Annotated in this window: 19 protein-coding genes; 8 read left to right on the forward strand and 11 right to left on the reverse strand. The window is 70.7% G+C overall.

Translation table 11 applies throughout. The features are described from left to right. Positions 1-16: 16 nt before the first annotated feature. The 3 genes from ABH923_RS03030 to dut are packed head-to-tail and all read right to left on the reverse strand — an operon-like array spanning position 17 to position 1,919. Positions 17-829 (reverse strand): DUF3159 domain-containing protein, encoded by an 813-nt coding sequence (locus ABH923_RS03030; protein ID WP_370053857.1) that lies wholly within the window; start codon positions 827-829, stop codon positions 17-19. Further along, positions 826-1,464: a DUF3710 domain-containing protein gene (locus ABH923_RS03035; RefSeq protein ID WP_370053859.1), complete on the reverse strand. Its 639-nt coding sequence runs from the start codon at positions 1,462-1,464 to the stop codon at positions 826-828. The genes ABH923_RS03030 and ABH923_RS03035 overlap by 4 nt, the downstream gene beginning before the upstream one ends. Then, the gene (gene dut / locus ABH923_RS03040) at positions 1,461-1,919 is read right to left on the reverse strand and encodes a dUTP diphosphatase (protein ID WP_370053861.1); all 459 of its coding nucleotides are present in this window, start codon (positions 1,917-1,919) and stop codon (positions 1,461-1,463) included. Before dut ends, ABH923_RS03035 begins: the two co-directional genes overlap by 4 nt. Before the next feature lie 39 nt (positions 1,920-1,958). Here dut and ABH923_RS03045 point away from each other — a divergent pair, with 39 nt between their 5' ends. Continuing rightward, positions 1,959-2,405 carry a DUF3093 domain-containing protein gene (locus ABH923_RS03045; RefSeq protein ID WP_370053863.1) on the forward strand — a complete coding sequence of 149 codons (447 nt, stop codon included), beginning with the start codon at positions 1,959-1,961 and terminating at the stop codon, positions 2,403-2,405. Positions 2,406-2,449: 44 nt separating this feature from the next. Here the strand turns inward: ABH923_RS03045 and ABH923_RS03050 are convergent, their stop codons facing one another. Further along, positions 2,450-2,743 (reverse strand): DUF4193 domain-containing protein, encoded by a 294-nt coding sequence (locus ABH923_RS03050; RefSeq protein WP_179605681.1) that lies wholly within the window; start codon positions 2,741-2,743, stop codon positions 2,450-2,452. Positions 2,744-2,948: 205 nt separating this feature from the next. Here ABH923_RS03050 and sepH point away from each other — a divergent pair, with 205 nt between their 5' ends. Next, positions 2,949-4,112, forward strand: coding sequence for a septation protein SepH (gene sepH, locus ABH923_RS03055; protein ID WP_370053865.1), 1,164 nt, complete (start codon positions 2,949-2,951; stop codon positions 4,110-4,112). A gap of 18 nt (positions 4,113-4,130) precedes the next feature. Here the strand turns inward: sepH and ABH923_RS03060 are convergent, their stop codons facing one another. Further along, the gene (locus tag ABH923_RS03060; protein WP_370057274.1) at positions 4,131-5,255 is read right to left on the reverse strand and encodes an alkaline phosphatase family protein; all 1,125 of its coding nucleotides are present in this window, start codon (positions 5,253-5,255) and stop codon (positions 4,131-4,133) included. 88 nt (positions 5,256-5,343) lie between these two features. Here ABH923_RS03060 and ABH923_RS03065 point away from each other — a divergent pair, with 88 nt between their 5' ends. Beyond that, positions 5,344-7,818 carry a DNA topoisomerase (ATP-hydrolyzing) subunit A gene (locus ABH923_RS03065; protein WP_370053867.1) on the forward strand — a complete coding sequence of 825 codons (2,475 nt, stop codon included), beginning with the start codon at positions 5,344-5,346 and terminating at the stop codon, positions 7,816-7,818. An 81-nt stretch (positions 7,819-7,899) separates the two neighbouring features. Here the strand turns inward: ABH923_RS03065 and ABH923_RS03070 are convergent, their stop codons facing one another. Continuing rightward, positions 7,900-9,984, reverse strand: a complete 2,085-nt coding sequence (locus tag ABH923_RS03070; protein ID WP_370053869.1) for a type IIA DNA topoisomerase subunit B — start codon at positions 9,982-9,984, stop codon at positions 7,900-7,902. A 222-nt stretch (positions 9,985-10,206) separates the two neighbouring features. Here ABH923_RS03070 and ABH923_RS03075 point away from each other — a divergent pair, with 222 nt between their 5' ends. Genes ABH923_RS03075 through ABH923_RS03085 form a run of 3 tightly spaced genes read left to right on the forward strand, consistent with a single transcriptional unit; the run spans position 10,207 to position 12,320 of the window. Further along, a complete protein-coding gene (locus tag ABH923_RS03075; RefSeq protein WP_055915732.1) occupies positions 10,207-10,443 on the forward strand; it encodes a hypothetical protein in 237 nt (78 codons plus the stop codon). Between the two features lie 36 nt (positions 10,444-10,479). After that, positions 10,480-11,247, forward strand: coding sequence for an alanine racemase C-terminal domain-containing protein (locus ABH923_RS03080; protein WP_370053871.1), 768 nt, complete (start codon positions 10,480-10,482; stop codon positions 11,245-11,247). Beyond that, a complete protein-coding gene (locus ABH923_RS03085) occupies positions 11,244-12,320 on the forward strand; it encodes an alanine racemase (RefSeq protein WP_370053873.1) in 1,077 nt (358 codons plus the stop codon). Before ABH923_RS03080 ends, ABH923_RS03085 begins: the two co-directional genes overlap by 4 nt. A gap of 7 nt (positions 12,321-12,327) precedes the next feature. Here the strand turns inward: ABH923_RS03085 and ABH923_RS03090 are convergent, their stop codons facing one another. From ABH923_RS03090 to ABH923_RS03110, 5 genes are all read right to left on the reverse strand, one after another. Continuing rightward, positions 12,328-13,056 (reverse strand): type 1 glutamine amidotransferase, encoded by a 729-nt coding sequence (locus ABH923_RS03090; protein WP_370053875.1) that lies wholly within the window; start codon positions 13,054-13,056, stop codon positions 12,328-12,330. Beyond that, the gene (locus ABH923_RS03095; RefSeq protein WP_370053877.1) at positions 13,053-14,327 is read right to left on the reverse strand and encodes a MurT ligase domain-containing protein; all 1,275 of its coding nucleotides are present in this window, start codon (positions 14,325-14,327) and stop codon (positions 13,053-13,055) included. Before ABH923_RS03095 ends, ABH923_RS03090 begins: the two co-directional genes overlap by 4 nt. A 3-nt stretch (positions 14,328-14,330) precedes the next feature. Then, a complete protein-coding gene (locus tag ABH923_RS03100) occupies positions 14,331-15,662 on the reverse strand; it encodes an RNA polymerase sigma factor (protein ID WP_370053879.1) in 1,332 nt (443 codons plus the stop codon). A 201-nt stretch (positions 15,663-15,863) separates the two neighbouring features. After that, complete coding sequence (locus ABH923_RS03105; RefSeq protein WP_370053881.1) at positions 15,864-17,204, reverse strand: nitrate/nitrite transporter; 1,341 nt, start codon at positions 17,202-17,204, stop codon at positions 15,864-15,866. Positions 17,205-17,253: 49 nt separating this feature from the next. Further along, on the reverse strand, positions 17,254-18,198 hold the full coding sequence (locus ABH923_RS03110; RefSeq protein ID WP_370053883.1) for a proteasome assembly chaperone family protein: 945 nt from the start codon (positions 18,196-18,198) through the stop codon (positions 17,254-17,256). 118 nt (positions 18,199-18,316) lie between these two features. Between ABH923_RS03110 and ABH923_RS03115 the strand changes: the two genes are divergently transcribed. After that, entirely contained in the window at positions 18,317-19,798 is a 1,482-nt protein-coding gene (locus ABH923_RS03115; protein WP_370053885.1) for a leucyl aminopeptidase, read from the forward strand. Positions 19,799-19,901: 103 nt separating this feature from the next. Further along, a complete protein-coding gene (gene lpdA, locus ABH923_RS03120; RefSeq protein WP_370053886.1) occupies positions 19,902-21,275 on the forward strand; it encodes a dihydrolipoyl dehydrogenase in 1,374 nt (457 codons plus the stop codon). Positions 21,276-21,306 lie beyond the last annotated feature (31 nt).

Below are 21,306 nucleotides of genomic sequence, written 5' to 3' on the forward strand. Positions count from 1 at the left end.
CTGGACGGTCCTGCGCCTAACCGGCGCTGTTGCCTTGCGGCTTCGGCGACTGGGGCTTCTGGGGCTGCGGCTTCTGCGGGAACTGCCCCTTCACCACGAACCAGGTGATCAGCAGCAGCGGAGCATAGAGCGGGACGCCCATCAGCAGCTTGGTGAGGGCGAGCGCGCTGGTGGCCGCGTCGGTGTGCGCCAGGTAGAGCGGCACCTGCACGAGCAGCCGCGCGGCGAAGAGCAGGAACCAGAGGAAGGTCAGAGCCTGCATGACGCGGAACTTCGACTTCACCCAGCGCCAGGCGAGCCCGTCGCCCATCAGGTAGCCGGCCGCGAGGCCGATCAGCGGCCAGCGCACCAGGATCGAGATCAGGAGGGCGGCGGCGTAGGCGGCGTTCGTCCAGATCCCGAGGAGGAAGTTGTCCTCGCCGCGCCCGGTGATGAGCGCCAGGATCGCCGAGATCCCGACGCCGATCAGACCGGCGAGGGCCTGCGTGACGGGCGTCTTGCCGACGATGCGCACCACGGTGAACACGGCCGCGACCGCGACGGAGACGCCGATCGACAGCGGGACGTTCTGCGTGAACGTGAAGAGGATGAGGAAGACCAGTCCGGGAAGTATGGTCTCCAGCAGGCCGCGGACGCCGCCGAGGGCCGCCATCAGAGCGGTGCCGGTCGGCGTCTCGCCGTCCACGAGCTGGCCCATGCCCGAGTTGCGCGCGGCCTTCGCCAAGCTCTCGCCGAGCGTGGAGGCGACCGGGTCGCGCTCCTCGTCGCCGGGCTGCGCGCCGGGCTCCGGCTCGTGGTGCTGGTCGGTCACGTCACGGCCACCGCTCACAGCGAGCTGTATCCGCTGTCGCCGGTGCTCGGCGCCGACGGCATGCGCAGCGGGATGAGGTCGCGCGGCGGCATCGGGGTGTTGCCGCGCACGACGACGATGCTGCGGAAGAGGTCCTCGACCAAGGCCGCGGCCTCCGGCTTCACGGCCGCGTCGCCGGCGATCACGCCGCGCAGGAACCAGCGCGGGCCGTCGACGCCGACGAAGCGTGCGACCCGGGTCTCCCCCGGCGCGCCCTGCGGCGGGGCGACGGGGATCTCGGCCACCAGCTCGGGGCCGAAGACGCCGTCGCGCTCACTCACGCGGCCGCCCTGGCGCTGCACCTGCTCGGCGATCTGGCCGCGGATCTCGTTCCACAGGCCGGTGCTGCGCGGAGCCGCGAACGGCTGCACCTGCAGCGTCGAGTTCGCGTAGTCGAGCCCGACCGCGACGACGCGCTGCGACTCCTCCTCGACCTCCAGGCGGAGGTGGAGGCCCTCGCGCGGCAGGATCTTCACGCCGCCGAGGTCGACGTAGGGACGGACCGGGTTCGCCTCGCTCTCGTCGAGGGGACCCTCCGTCTCCCGATCCTCCGGTGCGGACTTGTCCACGTCCTGTGGCTCGGCCTCGCCGGGGGTGTCGATGCTGTCGGTCAAGCGTGTTCTCCTGCCTGCGTGACGGTGTAGCCGGACGAGCCGAAGCCCGCGGTGCCGCGGTGGCTGTCCGGGAGGGCGTCGACGGGGATGAACCGGGCCTGCGCGACCGGCATGACGATCAACTGCGCGATCCTGTCGCCGACGCCGATATCGTACGGCATCGACCTGTCCGTGTTCAGGACGGTCACCTTGATCTCGCCGCGGTAGCCCGCGTCGACGGTGCCCGGCGCGTTGACGATGGTGATGCCGTGGCGCATGGCCAGGCCGCTGCGCGGCACGACGAAGCCGAGGTAGCCCTCCGGCAACGCGATCGAGACGCCCGTCGGGACGGTGTGCCGTTCGCCCGGACCCAGCGTCACGGGCTCCGCCGCGCACAGGTCCGCGCCTGCGTCACCGGGGTGGGCGTACACGGGGATGCGGTCGGCGACGATCGGGACGTCCACGGTTTCTGTCACGTGTCGAGGGTAGTGCACGAAGGATGATCGAATAGTCCTATGGACCTCTACCGCGAACGGCTCTGGGCGACCCCCTGGCTCTTCATCTCCACCATCCTCGTCGTGCCCGCCGTGATGCTCGTCTTCGCCCCGATCAACTTCCCCGTCGGCGTCGTGCTGGCGATCGTCTTCTACGCCGCGATCGTGATCGCGCTGCTCGCCTCCGCCCCCGTGATCCGGGTGACATCGGCCGAGTTCACCGCGGGGAACGCGAAGATCCCGCTGGAGTTCATCGGTGAGCCGAAGGCGTTCACCGGCGAGGAGGCGACGATGGAGCGCGGGCAGCGGCTGGACGCCCGCGCCTGGCTGCTCATCCGCGGCTGGATCAAGCCGGTCGTGAAGGTGCCGCTGCTCGATGTGGACGACCCCGCGCCCTACTGGCTGATCTCGACAAGAAACCCGGACCAGCTGGTCCGGGTTCTCGATGAGGCCCGACGTCCCCTGTAGTCCGGTGAGGGGCTACCAGGCGTTGTGGCGATGCGGTGCGCTGCTTACGCGGCGCACTCCATGCAGATCGGTCCGAGCTTCGTCTCGTGGTCGATCTGCGAGCGGTGCTTCACCAGGAAGCAGCTCACACAGGTGAACTCGTCCGCCTGGGGAGGCAGCACCACGACGTCGAGGTCGAGGTCCGACAGGTCGGCGCCGGGGAGCTCGTAGCCGCCCGGGTTGTCGGCGTCTTCGACGTCGACGACACCAGACATCTTGTCCGGAACTCGCTCCTTGAGGGCCTCGATCGACTCGGAGTCGTCCTCGGTCTTCCGCGGTGCGTCGTAATCCGTTGCCATGCCCATCCACTTCTCGTCGTAACGGCCGATTCTCGCAATCGGCGGCCATAGTTTGCATCAATCGCCTGCGAATAGCAAAACCGCGCAGGAGCCTCTCAGCGTTTGCTCGGTGTTCAACTTCCGGCACGCCCGCGGTATTCCCCGGAAGTCCCCCATTCCCGTGGCATTCTGGGCCGGAACGAACGCGAGCTCGGAAGGCATCACAATGCAGGATTTGAAGGTCATCGGGGTCGAGAACGGTGCCATCGTCGCCGTCGGCGACGACGGTGAACGCTTCCGCATCGCCGTCGACGACACGCTTCAGTCGAAGATCCGGCAGGTGCGGCAGCAGGTCTCCGCCGAAGTCCCCAAACTGTCACCGCGCGAGATCCAGGCGCACATCCGCTCCGGCATGTCTGCCGACGATGTCGCCGCGGTCACGGGCGCGCCCCTGGACTATGTCCAGCGCTTCGAGGGACCCATCGTGGCCGAGCGCGAGCACGTCGTCGCGAGCGCCCTCAGCGTCCCGGTCCGCACCGCCGCCGAGGTCGACCCGCTGGGCGACCCCGACACGTTCGGCTCCGTCATCCGCGACCGCCTCGCCTCGCTGGGCGTCGCCGGCGAGCGCTGGGCGAGCTGGAAGGACGTCGAGGCCGGCTGGATCGTGAAGCTCGAGTTCACCGCGGACGAGATCGACCACGACGCCCGCTGGAGCTACGACCTCCGCAAGCACGCGCTCGCCCCGCTCAACTCGGAGGCCACCACGCTCTCCCAGGCCGGCGAGCTGCGCGGCGGCGCCCTCATCCCGCGCCTGCGCGCCGTCCTCCCGAACGAGGGCGAGCCGGACAGCTCCCGCTTCGACAGCGGGGCGTTCACCTTCCCCGCCCCCGGCGTCGACCTGCTCGGCCCGGAGGTCACCCAGCCGATCGAGCCGCTGGAGCAGCACGCTCCCGGCCGCGCCAACAACTCCATCGCGATCTCCGCGATCAAGCGCGCGGACGAGACGCCGCGCGACCTGCACCAGACCGCCGACCTCCTGGAGGCGCTGCGCCGCCGCCGCGGGGAGCGCGAGGCCGCAGGCTACGACGAGCCGGCACCGCAGACCGACCGCGGCGACCGGACCGGCCGCCACGAGCAGGTCGAACAGCCGACGCTCCTCGACCCGATCACGCCGTTCCGGGTCGTCGAGGAGTCGATCACCGTGATCGAGGAGTTCGGCCCGCCGCCCGCGGCGCCCGCCTCCGGCACGTCGACGCCTCCCCCGCCCGCGCCGCTGTCCTCCACGCAGGAGCAGACGCCGGTCGCGTCGGGCCGCCGCAAGGGACGCGCCGCGATGCCGAGCTGGGACGAGATCGTCTTCGGCGCGCGCACGGACGACGACCTGGCCTGAGCGCCTGCCTCCAGAGGTCTAGCCGGCTGCGCCGAACCGCAGCAGCGGCACGCGCGTCTCCTCGACCGTGAGCGAGCCGTGCTGCCCGATCATGCTGCGTCCGGTTCGCTGCGGGTCGCGCGAGTCGTAGTAGGCGATGCGCTTCCTGGCTGCGACGAGCACGTCGCCGATGCGCGGCGCGACCTCCGGCGCGACGGACGGGCCGAACCAGCCCGCCTCGATCGCCTCGGCGCGGGTCGCGACCCACGAGCGGCCGCCCTCCACCTCCTGCCAACGCGCAGCCACGGCGTCCGCGGGCGCGCCCTCCTCTGTATAGAGGTGCAGCAGCCGCGGCTCGCCCGCGACCTCCGCGACGCCCTCCAGCAGCTCGGGGGCGGTGTCGTAGAGCACATGCCCGCTCTCGGGGATGTCGACGATGCCGTGGTCGGCGGTGACCAGCACACCCTGGCCAGGGCTGAGGGAGGCGGCAAGCCCGGCGACAAGCGCGTCCAGGGTCTCCAACTCGGCCGTCCAGCGCGGCGACTCCCAGCCGCGCGCGTGGGCGACCTGGTCGAGCTCGGCGACGTAGAGATAGGTGAGCGCGGGACCGGGCGTCCGGAGCACCTCCCGCGCGGCGTCGAAGCGGTCGGCCATCGTGCGGCCGCCGATGAACTCCGCCCCGCGGAGCACAGCGTGGGTGAAGCCGGAGTCCGCGTACGCGGGGACGCCGAGCGCGTACGAGGCGACGCCGTCGGCAGCCGCACGCTCGAAGACCGTCTCGACGCGCTGCCAGGTGGCCGGGTCCATCCGGTCGTCCCAGCCGTTGAGCTGGTTGGTCAGCCGGCCCGCGTCGTCCCGGACGCGGTAGCCGACCAGGCCGTGCTCCCCCGGCGTCGTGCCGGTCGTCAGCGTCGCCAGAGCGGCGGCCGTCGTGGTCGGGAAGCCGGCGTCGATCGTCGTGGTCTTCCCGAGCCGGGAGGCCAGGGTCCTGGCGTGCCCCTCGCGCGCCCGCAGCGCCGCGGCGCCGAGGCCGTCGACGACCACGACGACGACATGCTGCAGCGGAGGCAGCCCGAGGTCGTTGCCCTCCCCGCGCAGCGCCCCCAGGGAACTCGGCATTACCGTGGCGAGGCTCGCTCGGGTGGTGAACGCGGCCGGTAGCATGGGGGGCATCCGGCCCAGTCTGTCACAGCTGGACGGACGGGAGCCGTCGAACCCCGCGCCTCCTGCCGCCCCACCACCGAATGCACGAATGACACCAGCAGACGACCAGGCCCCGACCACCGAACGCATCGAAGACGTCGACGTCACGACCGAGATGCAGGGCTCGTTCCTGGAGTACGCGTACTCCGTCATCTACTCGCGGGCGCTCCCCGACGCCCGCGACGGCCTGAAGCCTGTGCAGCGGCGCATCCTCTACATGATGACCGAGATGGGCCTGCGCCCGGACCGCGGTCACGTCAAGTCGGCGCGCGTCACCGGCGAGGTGATGGGAAAGCTGCACCCGCACGGCGACAGCGCCATCTACGACGCGCTCGTGCGTATGGCGCAGGACTTCACCCTGCGCGTCCCGCTGGTCGACGGCCACGGCAACTTCGGCTCGCTGGACGACGGCCCCGCCGCGGCCCGGTACACGGAGGCGCGCCTCGCCGCCGCCGCGCTCGCGCTGACCGAGGACCTCGACGAGGACGTCGTCGACTTCGTCCCCAACTACGACAACCAGCTCCTGCAGCCCGACGTGCTGCCCGCCGCGTTCCCGAACCTCCTGGTCAACGGCGCCAGCGGCATCGCGGTCGGCATGGCCACCAACATGGCCCCGCACAACCTGGTGGAGGTCGTCGGCGCCGCCCGTCACCTGCTGGCCAACCCGGAGGCCACGCTCGACGAGCTGATGGACTACGTGCCGGGCCCCGACCTCCCGAGCGGCGGCACCATCGCCGGCCTCTCCGGTGTGCGCGACGCCTATGCGACCGGCCGCGGCAGCTTCAAGATGCGCGCCAAGGTGGGCGTCGAGGCGATCACCGCGCGCAAGAGCGGCCTCGTCGTCACCGAGCTGCCCTACGGGGTCGGCCCGGAGCGCGTGATCGAGAAGATCAAGGACGGCGTCAACGCGAAGAAGCTGAACGGCATCTCCGACGTCACCGACCTCTCCGACCGCCAGCACGGCCTCCGGCTCGTCATCGGCATCAAGACCGGCTTCAGCCCGGACGCCGTTCTGGAGCAGCTCTACCGGCACACGCCGCTGGAGGAGGGCTTCTCGATCAACAACGTCGCCCTCGTCGCGGGCGGCCCGCAGACCCTCGGGCTGCGCGAGCTGCTGCGGGTCTACATCGACCACCGGATCAGCGTCGTCACCCGGCGCTCGGAGTTCCGGCTCGCCCGCCGCAAGGAACGCCTCCACCTGGTCGAGGGCCTCCTCGTCGCGATCCTCGACATCGACGAGGTCATCCAGGTCATCCGCACCTCGGACGACACCGACCAGGCGCGCACGCGGCTGCAGCAGGTGTTCGACCTCAGCACGCTGCAGGCCGACTACATCCTCGAACTGCGGCTGCGCAGGCTGACGAAGTTCTCCCGCATCGAGCTGGAGACCGAGCGCGACCAGCTGCGGGCGGAGATCGCCGAGCTGGAGGAGCTCCTGGGCAGCCGCGCGCGCATCGACGCGCTGGTGTCCGACGAGCTGGAGCAGGTCGCGCTGAAGTTCGGCACCCCGCGCCGCACGCTGCTCACCGAGGCCAAGCCGTCGATCGCGGGCGCGGGCTCGCGCAGCAAGGCGATGACGATACAGCTGGAGGTCGCAGACACCCCGTGCCGCGTCTACCTGTCGACCACCGGCCGCATCCTGCGCGTCGACGCGGGCGCCGGGGAGGGTGAGGGCCTGGACCGCATCCAGCCGCCGGCCCGCCGCAGCAAGCACGACGCGATCCTGTCGCGTCTCGACACCACCAGCCGCAGCGAGATCGGCGCCGTCACCGACCGCGGCCGCCTCATCCGGTTCTCCCCCGTCGACCTCCCGGCCGCCCCGCTCAACTCGGTGCAGCTCGGCGCGGGGGTGAAGGTGGGCGACTACCTCGCGCTGGCCGACCGCAAGGAGCGCGTGCTCGCGATCGTGTCTCTTGACGCTCCGCGTGCGATCGCGCTCGGCACCCGGCAGGGCGTGGTCAAGCGGGTGACGCCGGGCGACTGGGCGAACAAGCCCGAGTTCGAGGTCATCGCGCTGAAGGCCGGCGACGCGGTCGTCGGCGCAGTCCAGTCGGCGGACGACGCCGAGCTGATCTTCGTCTCCAGCGACTCCCAACTGTTGCGCTTCTCCGCCGGCTCGGTGCGTCCGCAGGGCCGCGCGGCCGGCGGCATGGCCGGCATCAACCTGGCCGGCGACGCCCGCGCGGTGTTCTTCGGCGCCGTGGAGGCCGATGAGCGCTCCGAGGCGGTGGTCGTCACCATCGCGGTCAGCGACCAGACCCTCCCCGGCGCCGACCCCGGCAGCGGCAAGGTCAGCGACTTCGCTGAGTTCCCGGCCAAGGGACGCGCCACCGGCGGCGTCCGCTCGCAGCGCTTCCTCAAGGGCGAGACCGAGCTCGCGCTCGCGTGGGTCGGCGCCGCTCCCGCCCTGGCCGTCGGCCCCGACGGCAGCGCCCGCATCCTCCCCGAGGGCGGCGCCCGCCGCGACGGCTCCGGCACCCCCCTCGACATGGTCGTCACCTCCCTCGGCCGCCGCCTCGCCTGACCCACGTCCCAGAGGGGACGCAACACGCCGTTTCGAAGTCGTCGAAACGGCGTGTTGCGTCCCCTCTGAGCGATGCCGACGTCAGGCGTCGATGCGGGCGCGGGACAGGTCGTCGGCGCCCGCGATGATGAACTCCTTGCGCGGGGCCACGTCGTTCCCCATCAGCAGCTCGAACACGCGATTGGCCGCCTCGGCGTCGGAGACGCGCACGCGGCGCAGCGTCCGGTGGGAGCGGTCCATCGTCGTGGTCGCGAGCTGGTCGGCGTCCATCTCCCCGAGGCCCTTGTAGCGCTGGATGGGCTCCTGGTACTTCCGGCCGCGCTTCTTGAGGTCGGCGAGCACCGCCTGCAGCTCGGCCTCCGAGTAGGTGTAGATCGTCTCGTTCGGCTTCGAGCCGGGGTTGACCGCGACCACCCGGTGCAGCGGAGGCACCGCGGCGAACACCCGGCCCTCCTCGATCATCGGCCGCATGTAGCGGAAGAACAGCGTCAGCAGAAGCGTCCGGATGTGGGCGCCGTCGACGTCCGCGTCCGACATGATGATGACCTTGCCGTAGCGCGCGGAACCCAGCTCGAACGAGCGCCCGGAGCCCGCGCCGATCACCTGGATGATGGCGGCGCACTCCGCGTTGGAGAGCATGTCGGAGACCGACGCCTTCTGCACGTTGAGGATCTTGCCGCGGATCGGCAGCAGCGCCTGGTACTCGCTGTCCCTGGCCCGCCGCGCGGTCCCCAGCGCCGAGTCGCCCTCCACGATGAACAGCTCGCTGTTGGCCACGTCGCTCGACCGGCAGTCAACCAGCTTCGCCGGCAGGGAGGACGTTTCCAGCGCGTTCTTGCGCCGCTGCGTCTCCTTGTGGGCGCGGGCCGAGATGCGGGACTTCATCTCCGCCACGACCTTGTCGAGCACCAGCGCGGACTGCGTCTTGTCGTCGCGCTTGGTCGACGCGAAGCGCTCGGCGAGGGTCTTCTGGATGACGTTGGCCACGATCGCGCGCACCGCCGGTGTGCCGAGGACCTCCTTGGTCTGGCCCTCGAACTGCGGCTCGGGGAGGCGCACGGTCAGCACGGCCGTGAGCCCGGCCATCACGTCGTCCTTCTCCAGCTTGTCCGTGCCCGCCTTGAGCCGGCGCGCGTTGAGCTCCACCTGCTGGCGCAGGAACTTGAGCAGCCCCTGGTCGAAGCCGGTCTGGTGGCTGCCGCCCTTGGGTGTGGCGATGATGTTGACGAACGAGCGCATCACGGTGTCGTAGCCGGTCCCCCAGCGCAGGGCGATGTCGACCTGGCACTCGCGCTTCAGCTCGGTCGGCACCATCGCGCCGCCGTCCGAGAGCACCGGCACCGTCTCGGTGAAGTGGCCCTCGCCGGTGAGCCGCCAGGTCTCGGTGATCGGGCTGTCCGGCGACAGGAAGTCCACGAACTCCGAGATGCCGCCCTCGTAGCTGAACGTGGTCCGCTCGCCCTCGGCCGAGCGCTGGTCGTCGATGGAGATCGCAAGGCCCGGGATGAGGAACGCCGTCTGCCGGGCGCGGCCCACGAGGTCCTCCACCGAGAAGTCGGCGCCGGCCGTGAACACCTGGCGGTCGGCCCAGTAGCGGATGCGGGTGCCGGTCACGCCCTTCCTGACCTTGCCCGCGATCCGCAGCTCGCTGCCGCTCACGAACGGGGAGAACTTCGCGTCAGGGCTCGGCGCGGCGTCACCGTCGTCGAAGACGCCCGGCTCGCCACGGTGGAACGACATCGCCCAGGTCTTCCCGTCGCGGTCGACCTCGACGTCGAGCCGCTCGGAGAGCGCGTTGACCACCGAGGCGCCCACGCCGTGCAGACCGCCGGATGCCGCATAGGACCCGCTGCCGAACTTGCCGCCGGCGTGCAGCTTGGTGAAGACGACCTCCACGCCGGTCAGTCCGGTCTTGGGCTCGACGTCGACCGGGATGCCGCGCGCCGTGTCACGGACCTCCACGCTGTCGTCGGGGTGCAGGATGACCTCGATCGCGGAGCCGTGCCCGGCGAGCGCCTCGTCGACGGAGTTGTCGATGATCTCCCACAGACAGTGCATGAGGCCGCGGGAGTCGGTGGAGCCGATGTACATGCCTGGGCGCTTGCGGACGGCCTCCAGGCCCTCCAGCACCGAGAGGTGCCTCGCCGAATAGTCCGAGCTCGCCACGAGCGCTCCTTGTGTTCCGTGCAGTGTTCCGGGTTGCGACGCGCTCGCGCGCGCCGTGCATCTTTCAGCGTACGTGCTGCGTCAGGCGATCCCGACCCCGACACCCACGGGCCCGAAGGCTACGCGTTGAGCGAAATAGCAGCGGATACGCGCCTCGTCTCCGGGTTTACGTGGTTCTATAGACGTACCGAGTTCACCGGTTGCGACGGAAAGGAGCATCACATGTCTACTATCACCTCGGAGAACGGTGCGGTTGACGAGCTCGAGTCGGGGCCGCAATTGACGGCCGCAGACCGCTGCGACAGCTGTGGCGCTCAGGCGTACATCCGCGTCGTGGTCAACAACGGCGAACTCCTCTTCTGCGCCCACCACGGCAAGAAGCACCAGGAGAAGCTCTCGCAGATCGCGCACAGCTGGCACGACGAGACGGCTCGTCTCTTCGAAGAGCAGCGCGCCTAGGGTCCCCGCGACTCACGCGAACGGGCTGATCGAGCGATGGCAGGGGCCACCGGCGTGCGCAGGCGCGCATTCGTCGACCTCGATGTCATCCGCTCGAACGCCACCACGGCGGCCACCGCGTCGCTCCCCGACTGCACCGCCGATCTCCGCGCGGACGCGTACGGGCACGGGCTCATCCCCGTCGCCCGGGCGCTGACCGACGCGGAGGTCGGCGGTCTTCTCGTCTCCCGGGTGGAGGATGCCGCGGCCATCGCGGACGCGGGGATCCCCGTGCCGGTGACCGTCGGCTTCCCGGCCGGCCGGCACGCCAGGGGCCCGGCCCACCTGCTCGGCCCCGAGCTGCTCGGGCTGACCGACGCTCCCGGCGTCGCCCCCGCATTGCGCCTCACCGGCGAGATCATCGCGGTGAAGCGCGTCGGCGCCGACCGCGGCGTCTCGTACGGCTACACCTACCGCACCGACCGCCCCAGCACACTCGTGCTTGTCGCGCTCGGCTATGCCGACGGCATCCTGCGCGTCGCCTCCAACAAGGCGCCCGTGCTGGTCGGCGAGACCACCGGCCGGATCACCGGCCGGATCGCGATGGACCAGTTCGTCGTCGACATCGGCGACGCCGACGCACAGCCGGGCGACCCGGTGGTGCTGTTCGGCGACCCGTCCCGCGGCGAGCCGTCGGCACTCGACTGGGAGGCCGCGCTCGGCGTCGCCGCTCCGGTCATCACGAGCCGGCTGGGCCGCCGCATCGAGCGGATGTACGGGCATTGGACCAAGGCGACTCCGGGGAACAGGAGGGCGGCGCAGTGACCATCGTGGACGCGATCGCGGAGCCGCTCCCCCGCGCGGTCATCGACCTCGCCGCGCTGCGACGGAACATCGCGCACCTCACTGCGCTGATCGCTCCCGCCGAGACCATGCTCGCGGTCAAGGCCGACGCCTATGGCCACGGTCTCCTGCCCATCGCCGAGGCAGGGCTGGAGGCGGGTGCGACGTCGCTCGCCGTGCTGGAGGTCCCCGCTGGGCTCGTCCTGCGCGCCGCGGGCATCACCGTCCCGCTGCTGGCCTGGCTGCATGGCGAGGACACCGACTGGCGCGCGGCCATCGAGGCCGACATCGAGCTCGGCATCTCGGCCGTCTGGCAGCTCGACGCCATCGCGGCCGCCGGCGCCGACCGTCGTGCCGTCGTGCACCTCAAGGTCGACACCGGCCTCAGCCGCAATGGCGCCACCCGCGAGCAGTGGCCGCACCTGATCGACGCCGCGCTCGAACTCCAGCGACAAGGCGTCGTGCGCATCCGCGCGGCCTGGTCGCACCTGGCCGACGCCTCCATCGCCGACGACGAGGCCTCCCTGGCGGAGTTCCGCAGCGCGGTGGCCGAGGCCGAGGAGCATGGAGCCCGGTTCGAGATCCTGCACCTCGCGGCGAGTTCGGCCGGCATCCGGATGCCCGAGGCCCGCTTCGACCTGGTGCGCTTCGGGATCGCCGCCTACGGCTTCTCCCCGTTCGACGACACCACCGGCGCCGAGCTCGGGCTGGAGCCCGTGATGCGGTTGGAGGCGCCGGTCGTGGAGGTGCACGTCGGGGGCACCACGCACGTCCGGCTCGGGATCGGGTTCGGCGACGGCGTGCCCGTCCTGGGCATCGCCAAGACGTCGGTCCTCCTCGCCGGCCAGCGCTGCCGCGTGATCGCGGTGGATGTCGACACCATGCTCGTGGACGCCGGCTCGGCGCGCGTCGCTGTCGGCGACTCCGCTGTCCTCTTCGGGTCGGGCCGGGACGGCTCGGTCACCGCGGAGAAGTACGCCGACTGGGCGGAGACCATCGCCGACGAGATGGTCACCGGCGTGGCTGTGCGCGTCCCGCGCGTCTACGAGAACTGACGCGCGGTCAGAGGGCGACGCTGAGACGCGCGGCGATCGCACGCCGCGCGTTCGCCGCGTAGCGGTCGACGCGCTCGGTCTGCGCCACCGGAGGCAGCTCGCCGCGCAGCGCGGTCTGCAGCATCCGGTCGGCCAGCACCGGGTTCATCGGGAGGACCGGACCGTGCAGGTGCGTGCCGATCGCACTCCCGAGCACGACGCCCTCCGTCTTGTCGCCGTTCCCGAAGCCGCTCACCACGTCGCCAAGGGGCGCCGCACCTGCGGCGTCCGCGCTGAACGTCGTGGTGGCCGAGTGGTTCTCGAAGCCCGCGAGCGTGACGCCATCGGCCATCCGCACGACGACCTCCGCGACGTGCCGACGCGACCCCAGCACCGCGCGGGTCGGGAACACCCCGGCACCGGCGAGCGTCTCGCCGTCGGGCGTCACGATCTCCTCGCCGAGGAGCTGCCAGCCGCCCGCGATCGCGAGGATCGGCACTCCGGCGTCGCGCCACTGCCGCAGCCGCGGGGCGATCCGTGCCACGTCCCCGGCCACGGCGCGCTGCGACGAGAGCGGGCCGGAGCCGATGTGCACGATGTCGGCGCTGGCCGGCAGCTCGCCGCCGGGAGCGTGCGACACGATGTCGACGTCCACGCCGCGCCAGCGTGCGCGCTCGGCCAGGGCGAGCACGTTGCCGGCGTCGCCGTTGATCCCGAGCTCGCGCGGGTAGAGGTGCAGGATGCGGAGGACGGTCACTTGTCGCCGCCTTCCAGGTCGAGGAAGCCGAGCTGCTTGCGGATCGCCATCATCTGCTCGTAGTTGACGATCATCGTCTTGGTGCCGCGGGACGGCTTCGGCAGGGCGAGGAACGCCTGGAGTGCGGGCCGCAGCTCCGGCATCACCTGGTCGACCTCGATGCCCGCGTAGGCGAACCGGGTCGCGAACTGCCAGGCCTTCGTGCCGGAGACGATGTCCACGTGCTCCAGCTTGGAGAGGTCGATGTCGTAGACCCAGGACGGATCGGGCGTGCCCTCGTCCACCGCGACGAAGACCTGCTCCGGGCTGTGGCTCAGGTAGTCGAGGTTGAGCTGGAGGCTCGGCGGGTTCTTCATCATGATGATCTCGATGTCCTCGTCGCCGACCTTCAGCGTCTCGCCGCGGCCGTAGACCGTGCGCAGCGAGCTCATCGCCGCGACGACGGCCTCCGCCTGGAAGCGGTCGCCCAGCACCCGGCGGGCCATCGCCGTCGCACCTGCGGCGTCCACCGCGTAGTGGAGGCCGCGCGCGGGCAGGCCGATGCGGATGGACTCGCCGCCCATCGTGAGCTGCGCGCTCTGCGTCTCCAGCTTGCTGACGAACACGGCGGGCACCGGGAGGGCGCCGGCGGCGATGCCGGAGAGGTCCGCCACATTGGCGAGTCCGTTGGGCGAGGACTCGATGATGGCCGGGGCCACCGCGAAGGTCGTCACGTCGCGGCCCGCGGCGGCGAGCTCCGCGCCTACCCGGGCGAGGCTGTCGTCGTCGGCGTTCACCACGACGAACTCCGCCGACCGCTCCGCGATCGTGCGCAGCATCCCGATCACGCGGGTGGGCTCGAAGAAGCGGTTGAGCTGGTCGATCTGCACGTTGAGGAGCAGTGAGCCGCGCGGCTTCAGGACGGTCGCGAGGTCCACGCCGTACGCCTCGTCCACCTCGATCACCCCGACGTCACCGCGGACATAGCCGTCGAGCGGCACGTCCGCCAGCAGTGCCGAGGCGATCCCCTGCGGCAGATTGCCGCCGGACGGGTTGGTGAAGACGTTCAGCCCGTGCTCGCGCAGGATCGCGGTGAGCATGTTCGTGGTCGTCGACTTGCCGTTGGAACCGGAGACGAAGACGACGCCCAGCGGGAGGCGGCTGACAGCACGTTCGAGGAACTTCGGCGCGATCGCGAGCGCGACCCGCCCCGGCACCGCGGAGCCGCCTCCCCGCAAGCGCAGCAGCCAGCGGGCGAGGCGGCCGGCGATGACCGCCAGTCGATAGCGCACCGTTTACTCGAGGTAGTCGCGCAGCGACTGCGAGCGGGACGGGTGGCGCAGCTTCGCCATCGTCTTCGACTCGATCTGCCGGATGCGCTCACGCGTCACACCGAAGGTGTCGCCGATCTGGTCGAGCGTCTTCGGCATGCCGTCGCCCAGGCCGAAGCGCATGCGGATGACGCCCGCCTCGCGCTCGGACAGGGAGTCGAGGAGGCTCTCGAGCTGCTTCTGCAGCATCGTGAAGCCGACCGCGTCGGCCGGCACGACCGCCTCGGTGTCCTCGATCAGGTCGCCGAACTCACTGTCGCCGTCCTCACCCAGCGGGGTGTGGAGCGAGATGGGCTCGCGACCGTACTTCTGCACCTCGATGACCTTCTCAGGGGTCATGTCGAGCTCCTTGGAGAGCTCTTCCGGGGTGGGCTCGCGGCCGAGGTCCTGCAGCATCTGCCGCTGGACGCGGGCCAGCTTGTTGATGACCTCCACCATGTGCACCGGGATGCGGATGGTGCGGGCCTGGTCGGCCATCGCGCGGGTGATCGCCTGACGGATCCACCAGGTGGCGTAGGTCGAGAACTTGAAGCCCTTGGTGTAGTCGAACTTCTCGACGGCGCGGATCAGACCCAGGTTGCCCTCCTGGATGAGGTCCAGGAACTGCATGCCGCGGCCGGTGTAGCGCTTGGCGAGGCTGACCACGAGGCGCAGGTTGGCCCCGAGCAGGTGGCTCTTGGCGCGCTGGCCGTCGCGGGCGACCCAGCGCAGCTCGCGCTCGAGCTCCTTGGGCATGTTCGGGGTGTTCGCAAGCTTGTCCTCCGCGAACAGGCCGGCCTCGATGCGCATCGCGAGCTCGACCTCCTCCGCGGCGTTCAGCAGCGGGACCTTGCCGATCTGCTTGAGGTAGTCCTTGACCGGGTCGGCGGTCGCGCCGGTGATCGTCGTGGAGTACACGGGGACGTCGTCGTCCTCGTCCACGGCGCGCAGCACGAGGGCGTCGGTGGGAAGCGGGGCGTCGGCCGCGGCCTGCACGGCCGCGCTCTCGCCCTTGGGGCCGGAGCCCTCGGCGTCGTCCGCCTCCGCGTCGTCGCCCTCGGACTCCTCGGTGTCGGCGTCGACGGCGTCATCGGCCACCACGGCCGTGTCGTCCACGTCGATCTCGACCTCGGCGTCCTCGTCGAGCTCCTCGTCGTCGTCGCCCTTGGCCTTGGTGGCGCCCTTCTTGGGCGCGGCCTTCTTCGCGGGCGCCTTGGCCGTCGTCTTCTTCGCTGCCGGCTTGGCGGCCGCAGCGGTCTCCTCGGTCTCCTCGACCGCTTCGGCCTCGCGGGCCTTGGTTGCTGCACGGGTTGCCATCTGCCTACCTTTCATACAAGCGAAGGCCATTCATCCAAGCGAAGGGCATCCATACCGGGCGGAGGGCCGTGGTGAGCCGACCGTGCGCCCGGGCTGAGGTCGCGTGCGGACATTACTAAGACCCATGTCAAGCCTTGGGCTGTCGCGCCGGGCACCATCAAGTGCTCCGACCCCAAGAACATGAACGGGTCCAGGTATCAATTATTGCACGTTCTCGCCAGGCTCCCGACCATTTCGCCTTCGCCAAGCGTCAACCAGTGCAACCCACAAGGGGCCCACTTCTATTCCCTCCTCCTCCGCGAGACGGCGGCGGGTTCGCCGGCGGGCGCGGACGAGGAAGACGACGCCGAGGCCGATGATCACGTACTGCAGGGCGAACGCCCAGCGGAAGGAGTCGAGAGCGTAGAGACCGGTCACCGTGTGGGCGGTGTTCTGGGCGTCCAGGGCGACGCCGATGAGGAACATCATCACGAAGCTCGCCAGGAACCCGCCGACGTTCACGATGCCGTTGGCGGAGCCCAGGCTGTGCAGCGGGTTGGAGGTGCGCGCGAAGTCGAAGCCGATCAGCGAGCCGGGTCCGCCGATCCCGATGGCCACCAGCACGAGGATCAGGAGCCAAAGCGGCGGCGTCCCCGGCCACAGCAGCAGGAGCGCCCAGACGATCCCCATCATCCCGACGATCGCGAGCACGAGGTTGCTGCGGCGCAGCGGGAAGCGCGCCGTCAGCAGCCCGAGGATCGGGCCGGCGATGAGCCCGGCGACGACCGACACGATCAGGAGGCCGCTGGCCTCCGCCGGGTCGATGCCCAGCGCGAACACCATGAACGGGAGGCCCCACATCAGGCTGAACACGGTGCCGGAGGACTGCGTGGTGAAGTGCGACCAGAACCCGAGCTGCGTCCCCGGCCGGGCGAGGCTGATCCGGAGCTGCCGGATCGACTCGCGCCAGGTCGCCGGTCGCGGGCCCTCGCTCGACCCGACCGGCCGGTCGCGGATGGCGGCGACGATCCCGACGAGCGCGACCACCGACACCGACGCGGCACTGAGGAAGGCGGTCGTCCAGCCGGACTCGTGCAGGAGCAGCGCGAACGGGACGGCGGTCAGCACCTGGCCGAGCTGGCCGATGTTGCCGATCCACTGCGAGAGCTGCGGGACGAGGCGGCCGCGGAACCAGGAGTTCACCAGCCGCATGAGCGAGGTGAACACGGTCGCGTCGCCCGCACCCACCAGGATGCGGCCGACGATGGCGAGCGTGATGGTCGGCGCGAAAGCGACCGTCACCTGCCCGACGACCATCAAGGCGGTCCCCGCGATCATCAGCGCCCGCGAGCCCACCCGGTCGATCAGCACCCCGACGGGCACCTGCATCGCCGCGTAGACGATGAGCTGGACGACCGCCATCGACGACAGGACGGCGGCGGAGACGTGGAAGCGGTCGGTCGCGGCGACGCCCGCGACGCCGATGCTCGTGCGCTGCATGACGGCGACGAGGTAGGCGAAGACTCCGATCCCGAAGATGACCCAGGATCGACGCGAATTCACCCCACGATCCTATGCCCGGCGAGCGAACGGGACCGTCGCGGAGGCCGGGTCAGCGGTCGGTGCGCGGGTTCTCGTCGTCGCCGCGGCGGTCGTCGCCGTGGCGACGGAACGCCAGGAAGTTCTCCAGCTCGGCCGCGATCTCGTCGGCGCTGGGCAGCTCGCCGTCGCGGTCGGTCAGCGGCGAACGGAGCTGGGTGTCCTCCATGTACGTGTCGTGCCGCTCCTCCAAGGTGCCGACCAGCTTGCCGAGCTCGGCGTTGCCGGCGACCTGCTCGTCGATGTTCGCGACGAACTCGCGGTCCTCCTCGCGCAGCCGGTCGGTCGGGAAGATGAGGCCGGTCGCCGCGCTGATGCTCTCCAGCCCGGCGATAGCCGCGGCCGGGTACTCGGTGTCGGCGAGGTAGTGCGGGATGAGCAGGACGAACCCGGCGATCGGGTACGAGAGCTGCTGCAGCCGGAACTCGAGCAAGTGGAGGGCGTTGCCCGGCACCTGGGTCTGCGGCTTCCAGATCGACATCGCCTCGATGAGGTCGCGGCGATTGCCGCTGACCGTCACGCCGATCGGCCGGGTGTGCGGCACCGGCATCGGGATGGAGTGCACCCAGGTGACGCTCTTGACCGCGTAGCGCTCGATCAGCCCGAGCACGGCCTCCGTGAACGCCTCCCAGCGGAAGTCGGGCTCGAACCCGGACAGGAGGAGGAACGGCTGGCGCAGCTCGTCGTAGACCAGGTGCAGCTTCAGCGTGGACGGCTGGTAGTCGGCCAGGTGGTCCTGGTCGAAGTAGATGATCGGCCGGCGGGCGCGGTAGTCGAGCAGGATGTCGGCGTCGAAGGTCGCCACGACCTCGCTGTCGAGCGTGCCGAGGAGGTAGGTGCCGAGCTGGCTGACGCCGGAGCCGGCGTCGGCGAAGCCGGTGAGGCCCGCGATCAGGGGCAGGCCCTCCGGCACCACCAGTGCCGGATTCAGCTCGTACAGTTCGCCCGGGTCTCGCATACATCAACTCTAGGCCGCGTGCCCCGCCCGGTCGCCGCGCACAGTGCCGCTCGCAGCACGCCCACAGCGAACATACGGCCTCCGCCGTCGCGCGGCGCTCAGCGGTTAGGGTCGAGATATGACGCCTCCCGCCCTCAGCCTCACTTCCGCTCCCTCCTCCTCCGCCGATGTCCTGGTCATCGCCGCGCGCTCCGGCGCCGACGGCGTCACCGTGCTGTCGGCGGCGGCCCCGGACGGGCTCGGCGTATCGCTCGCGGCGGTCGGCTTCGGCGGGGGCAAGGACGAGCTGGTCCGGCTTCCCGGCGTGGACGGCGGGCCCGCCCTCGCGGTGGTCGGCCTCCCCGAGCCGGTGGACGAGGACGCGCTGCGCTACGCGGCTGGCACGGCGATCCGCCAGCTCGCCGGTGTCGGGCACGTCGCGCTCGACCTCCCGACCGACGACGACGCGCAGCTCGGCGCCGTCCTCGAAGGTGCGGCGCTCGGCGCCTACTCCTTCACGGAGTACCGGTCCGTGAGCCGCGCGGGCGTCAAGACGCCCGTCGAGACCATCGAGGTCGTCGGCGAGTCGGCGGGGGGCGATGCTCTCGTCGCGCGCGCGGCCGCCGTGTCCGGCGCCGCCGCCCTGGTCAAGGACCTGGTCAACACTCCCCCGATCGACCTCTACCCCGCCTCGTTCACCTCGCGCGTCGAGGAGGCCGTCGAAGGCCTGCCCGTCACCGTGGAGGTCTGGGACGAGCGCCGCCTGGAGGCCGAGGGCTTCGGCGGCATCCTCGGCGTCGGCCAGGGGTCTGTGCGGCCGCCCCGGCTGGTGAAGGTCGACTACGCGCCGGCCGCCGCGGAGAAGCACCTCGCGCTGGTCGGCAAGGGCATCACCTTCGACTCCGGCGGCCTGTCGCTCAAGCCGCCGTCGGGAATGGTGGGCATGAAGTACGACATGACCGGTGCGGCCACTGTGCTCGCCGTTGCGCTCGCTGCCGCCCGCCTGGCACTGCCCGTCCGCGTCACCGCGTGGCTGTGCCTGGCCGAGAACATGCCTTCCGGCTCGGCCATCCGCCCGAACGACGTGCTGCGGATGCGCGGCGGCCGCACCGTCGAGGTGCTGAACACCGACGCCGAGGGCCGGCTCGTGCTCGCGGACGGCCTGGTCGCCGCCGGCGAGGAGCACCCCGACGCGATCGTGGACGTCGCCACTCTGACCGGCGCCGCGATGGTCGCGCTCGGCACCCGCTACGCCGCGGTCATGGGCTCGGACGACCTGGTCGGCGACGTCCTCGCCGCTGCGAAGGCCTCCGGCGAGCTGCTCTGGCCCATGCCGCTCGCGAGCGAGCTGCGCGCCACGATCAACTCCGACGTCGCCGACATCGCCAACGCCAACCCCGGCGTGACCGCGGGCGGCATGCTGCTGGCCGGCGTCTTCCTCCAGGAGTTCATCGGACGCACCGGCGACGAGGACGACGCGCCGCGCATCCCGTGGGCCCACCTCGACATCGCCGGGCCGGCCAAGGGTCCGTCGGCTCCGTACGGCTTCACCGGCAAGGGCCCGTCCGCCGTCAGCGTACGTGCGCTCATCCGTTTGGCCGAGGACTTTTCCCAGAGGTAGTAGGGTCGTATGGGCAGGAAAATCCTGCCAATGCAACGCCTGCCTCGAGTCATCCCTCGGGGCAGGATCGTGTCACGAATCCTGATGCGCGAGGAGTAGCTGGGTGTCTGAGCAGAACTTTGACATTGTGGTGCTCGGCGGTGGGAGTGGAGGCTACGCAGCAGCGCTGCGTGCGGCCGAGCTCGGTTTCACCGTCGGCATGATCGAGAAGGACAAGGTCGGCGGCACCTGCCTGCACCGCGGCTGTATCCCGACCAAGGCGCTGCTGCACGCGGCCGAGGTCGCGGACTACTCGCGGGAGTCGGCGAAGTACGGCATCGTCACCGAGCTCAAGGGCATCGACATCAACGGTGTCACCGAGTACCGCCAGAGCATCATCGCCAAGAAGTACAAGGGCCTCCAGGGCCTGGTGAAGGCTCGCGGCATCACGGTCATCGAGGGCGAGGGCAAGCTGACCTCCCCGACGACGGTGCAGGTCGGCGACGACACCATCACCGGCAAGAACGTCATCCTCGCCACCGGCTCCTACTCGCGCAGCCTCCCCGGCCTCGAGATCGGCGGCCGCGTGATCACCAGCGAGCAGGCCCTCGAGCTCGACTTCGTCCCCAAGAAGGTCGCGGTCCTCGGCGGCGGCGTCATCGGCGTCGAGTTCGCCAGCGTCTGGAAGTCCTTCGGCGCAGAGGTCACCATCATCGAGGCCCTCCCGCACCTGGTCCCCAACGAGGACGAGACCATCAGCAAGTCGCTGGAGCGCGCGTTCCGCCGCCGCGGCATCGACTACCGCCTCGGCGTCCGGTTCTCCGGCGTCACCCAGAACGAGGACGGCGTCGTCGTCTCGCTCGAAGACGGCAGCACGGTCGACGCCGAGCTCCTGCTCGTCGCGGTCGGCCGCGGCCCGCTCACGGCCGGCATGGGCTACGACGAGGTCGGCGTCACGCTCGACCGCGGCTTCGTCATCACCGACGAGCGCCTGCAGACCAACGTCCCCGGCGTCTACGCCGTCGGCGACATCGTCCCCGGCCTGCAGCTCGCGCACCGCGGCTTCCAGCAGGGCATCTTCGTGGCCGAGGAGATCGCGGGCCTCAACCCGATCGTCGTCCCCGACGTCAACATCCCGAAGGTCACCTACTGCGACCCCGAGGTCGCCTCGATCGGCCTCAGCGAGGCCAAAGCGGCTGAGCAGTACGGCGCCGACGCGATCTCGAGCTACGACTACAGCCTGGCCGGCAACGGCAAGAGCGAGATCATCGGCACGAGCGGCACCGTCAAGGTCGTCCGCGTCAAGGACGGCCCTGTCGTCGGCGTGCACATGATCGGCGCGCGCGTCGGCGAGCTCATCGGCGAGGCGCAGCTCGCGGTGAACTGGGAGGCGTACCCGGAGGACATCGCCCCGTTCGTCCACGCGCACCCGACGCAGAACGAGTCGCTCGGCGAGGCCTTCCTGTACCTCGCGGGCAAGCCGCTGCACACCCTCTAAGGCGTCCGCCGCGCGAGCGGCTGCAATAAGC

The organism is Leifsonia sp. EB41, from assembly GCF_041262565.1.
Classification (GTDB): domain Bacteria; phylum Actinomycetota; class Actinomycetes; order Actinomycetales; family Microbacteriaceae; genus Leifsonia.

What these genes read in the sequence shown, in the direction of transcription:
- ABH923_RS03050 (WP_179605681.1), bottom strand. Translation starts at nt 2,743, where the DNA reads ATGGCAACGGATTACGACGCACCGCGGAAGACCGAGGACGACTCCGAG.
- ABH923_RS03100 (WP_370053879.1), bottom strand. Translation starts at nt 15,662, where the DNA reads ATGGCAACCCGTGCAGCAACCAAGGCCCGCGAGGCCGAAGCGGTCGAG.
- ABH923_RS03075 (WP_055915732.1), top strand. Translation starts at nt 10,207, where the DNA reads ATGTCTACTATCACCTCGGAGAACGGTGCGGTTGACGAGCTCGAGTCG.
- ABH923_RS03080 (WP_370053871.1), top strand. Translation starts at nt 10,480, where the DNA reads ATGGCAGGGGCCACCGGCGTGCGCAGGCGCGCATTCGTCGACCTCGAT.
- sepH (WP_370053865.1), top strand. Translation starts at nt 2,949, where the DNA reads ATGCAGGATTTGAAGGTCATCGGGGTCGAGAACGGTGCCATCGTCGCC.
- ABH923_RS03045 (WP_370053863.1), top strand. Translation starts at nt 1,959, where the DNA reads ATGGACCTCTACCGCGAACGGCTCTGGGCGACCCCCTGGCTCTTCATC.
- ABH923_RS03110 (WP_370053883.1), bottom strand. Translation starts at nt 18,198, where the DNA reads ATGCGAGACCCGGGCGAACTGTACGAGCTGAATCCGGCACTGGTGGTG.
- ABH923_RS03060 (WP_370057274.1), bottom strand. Translation starts at nt 5,255, where the DNA reads ATGCTACCGGCCGCGTTCACCACCCGAGCGAGCCTCGCCACGGTAATG.
- ABH923_RS03065 (WP_370053867.1), top strand. Translation starts at nt 5,344, where the DNA reads ATGACACCAGCAGACGACCAGGCCCCGACCACCGAACGCATCGAAGAC.
- ABH923_RS03115 (WP_370053885.1), top strand. Translation starts at nt 18,317, where the DNA reads ATGACGCCTCCCGCCCTCAGCCTCACTTCCGCTCCCTCCTCCTCCGCC.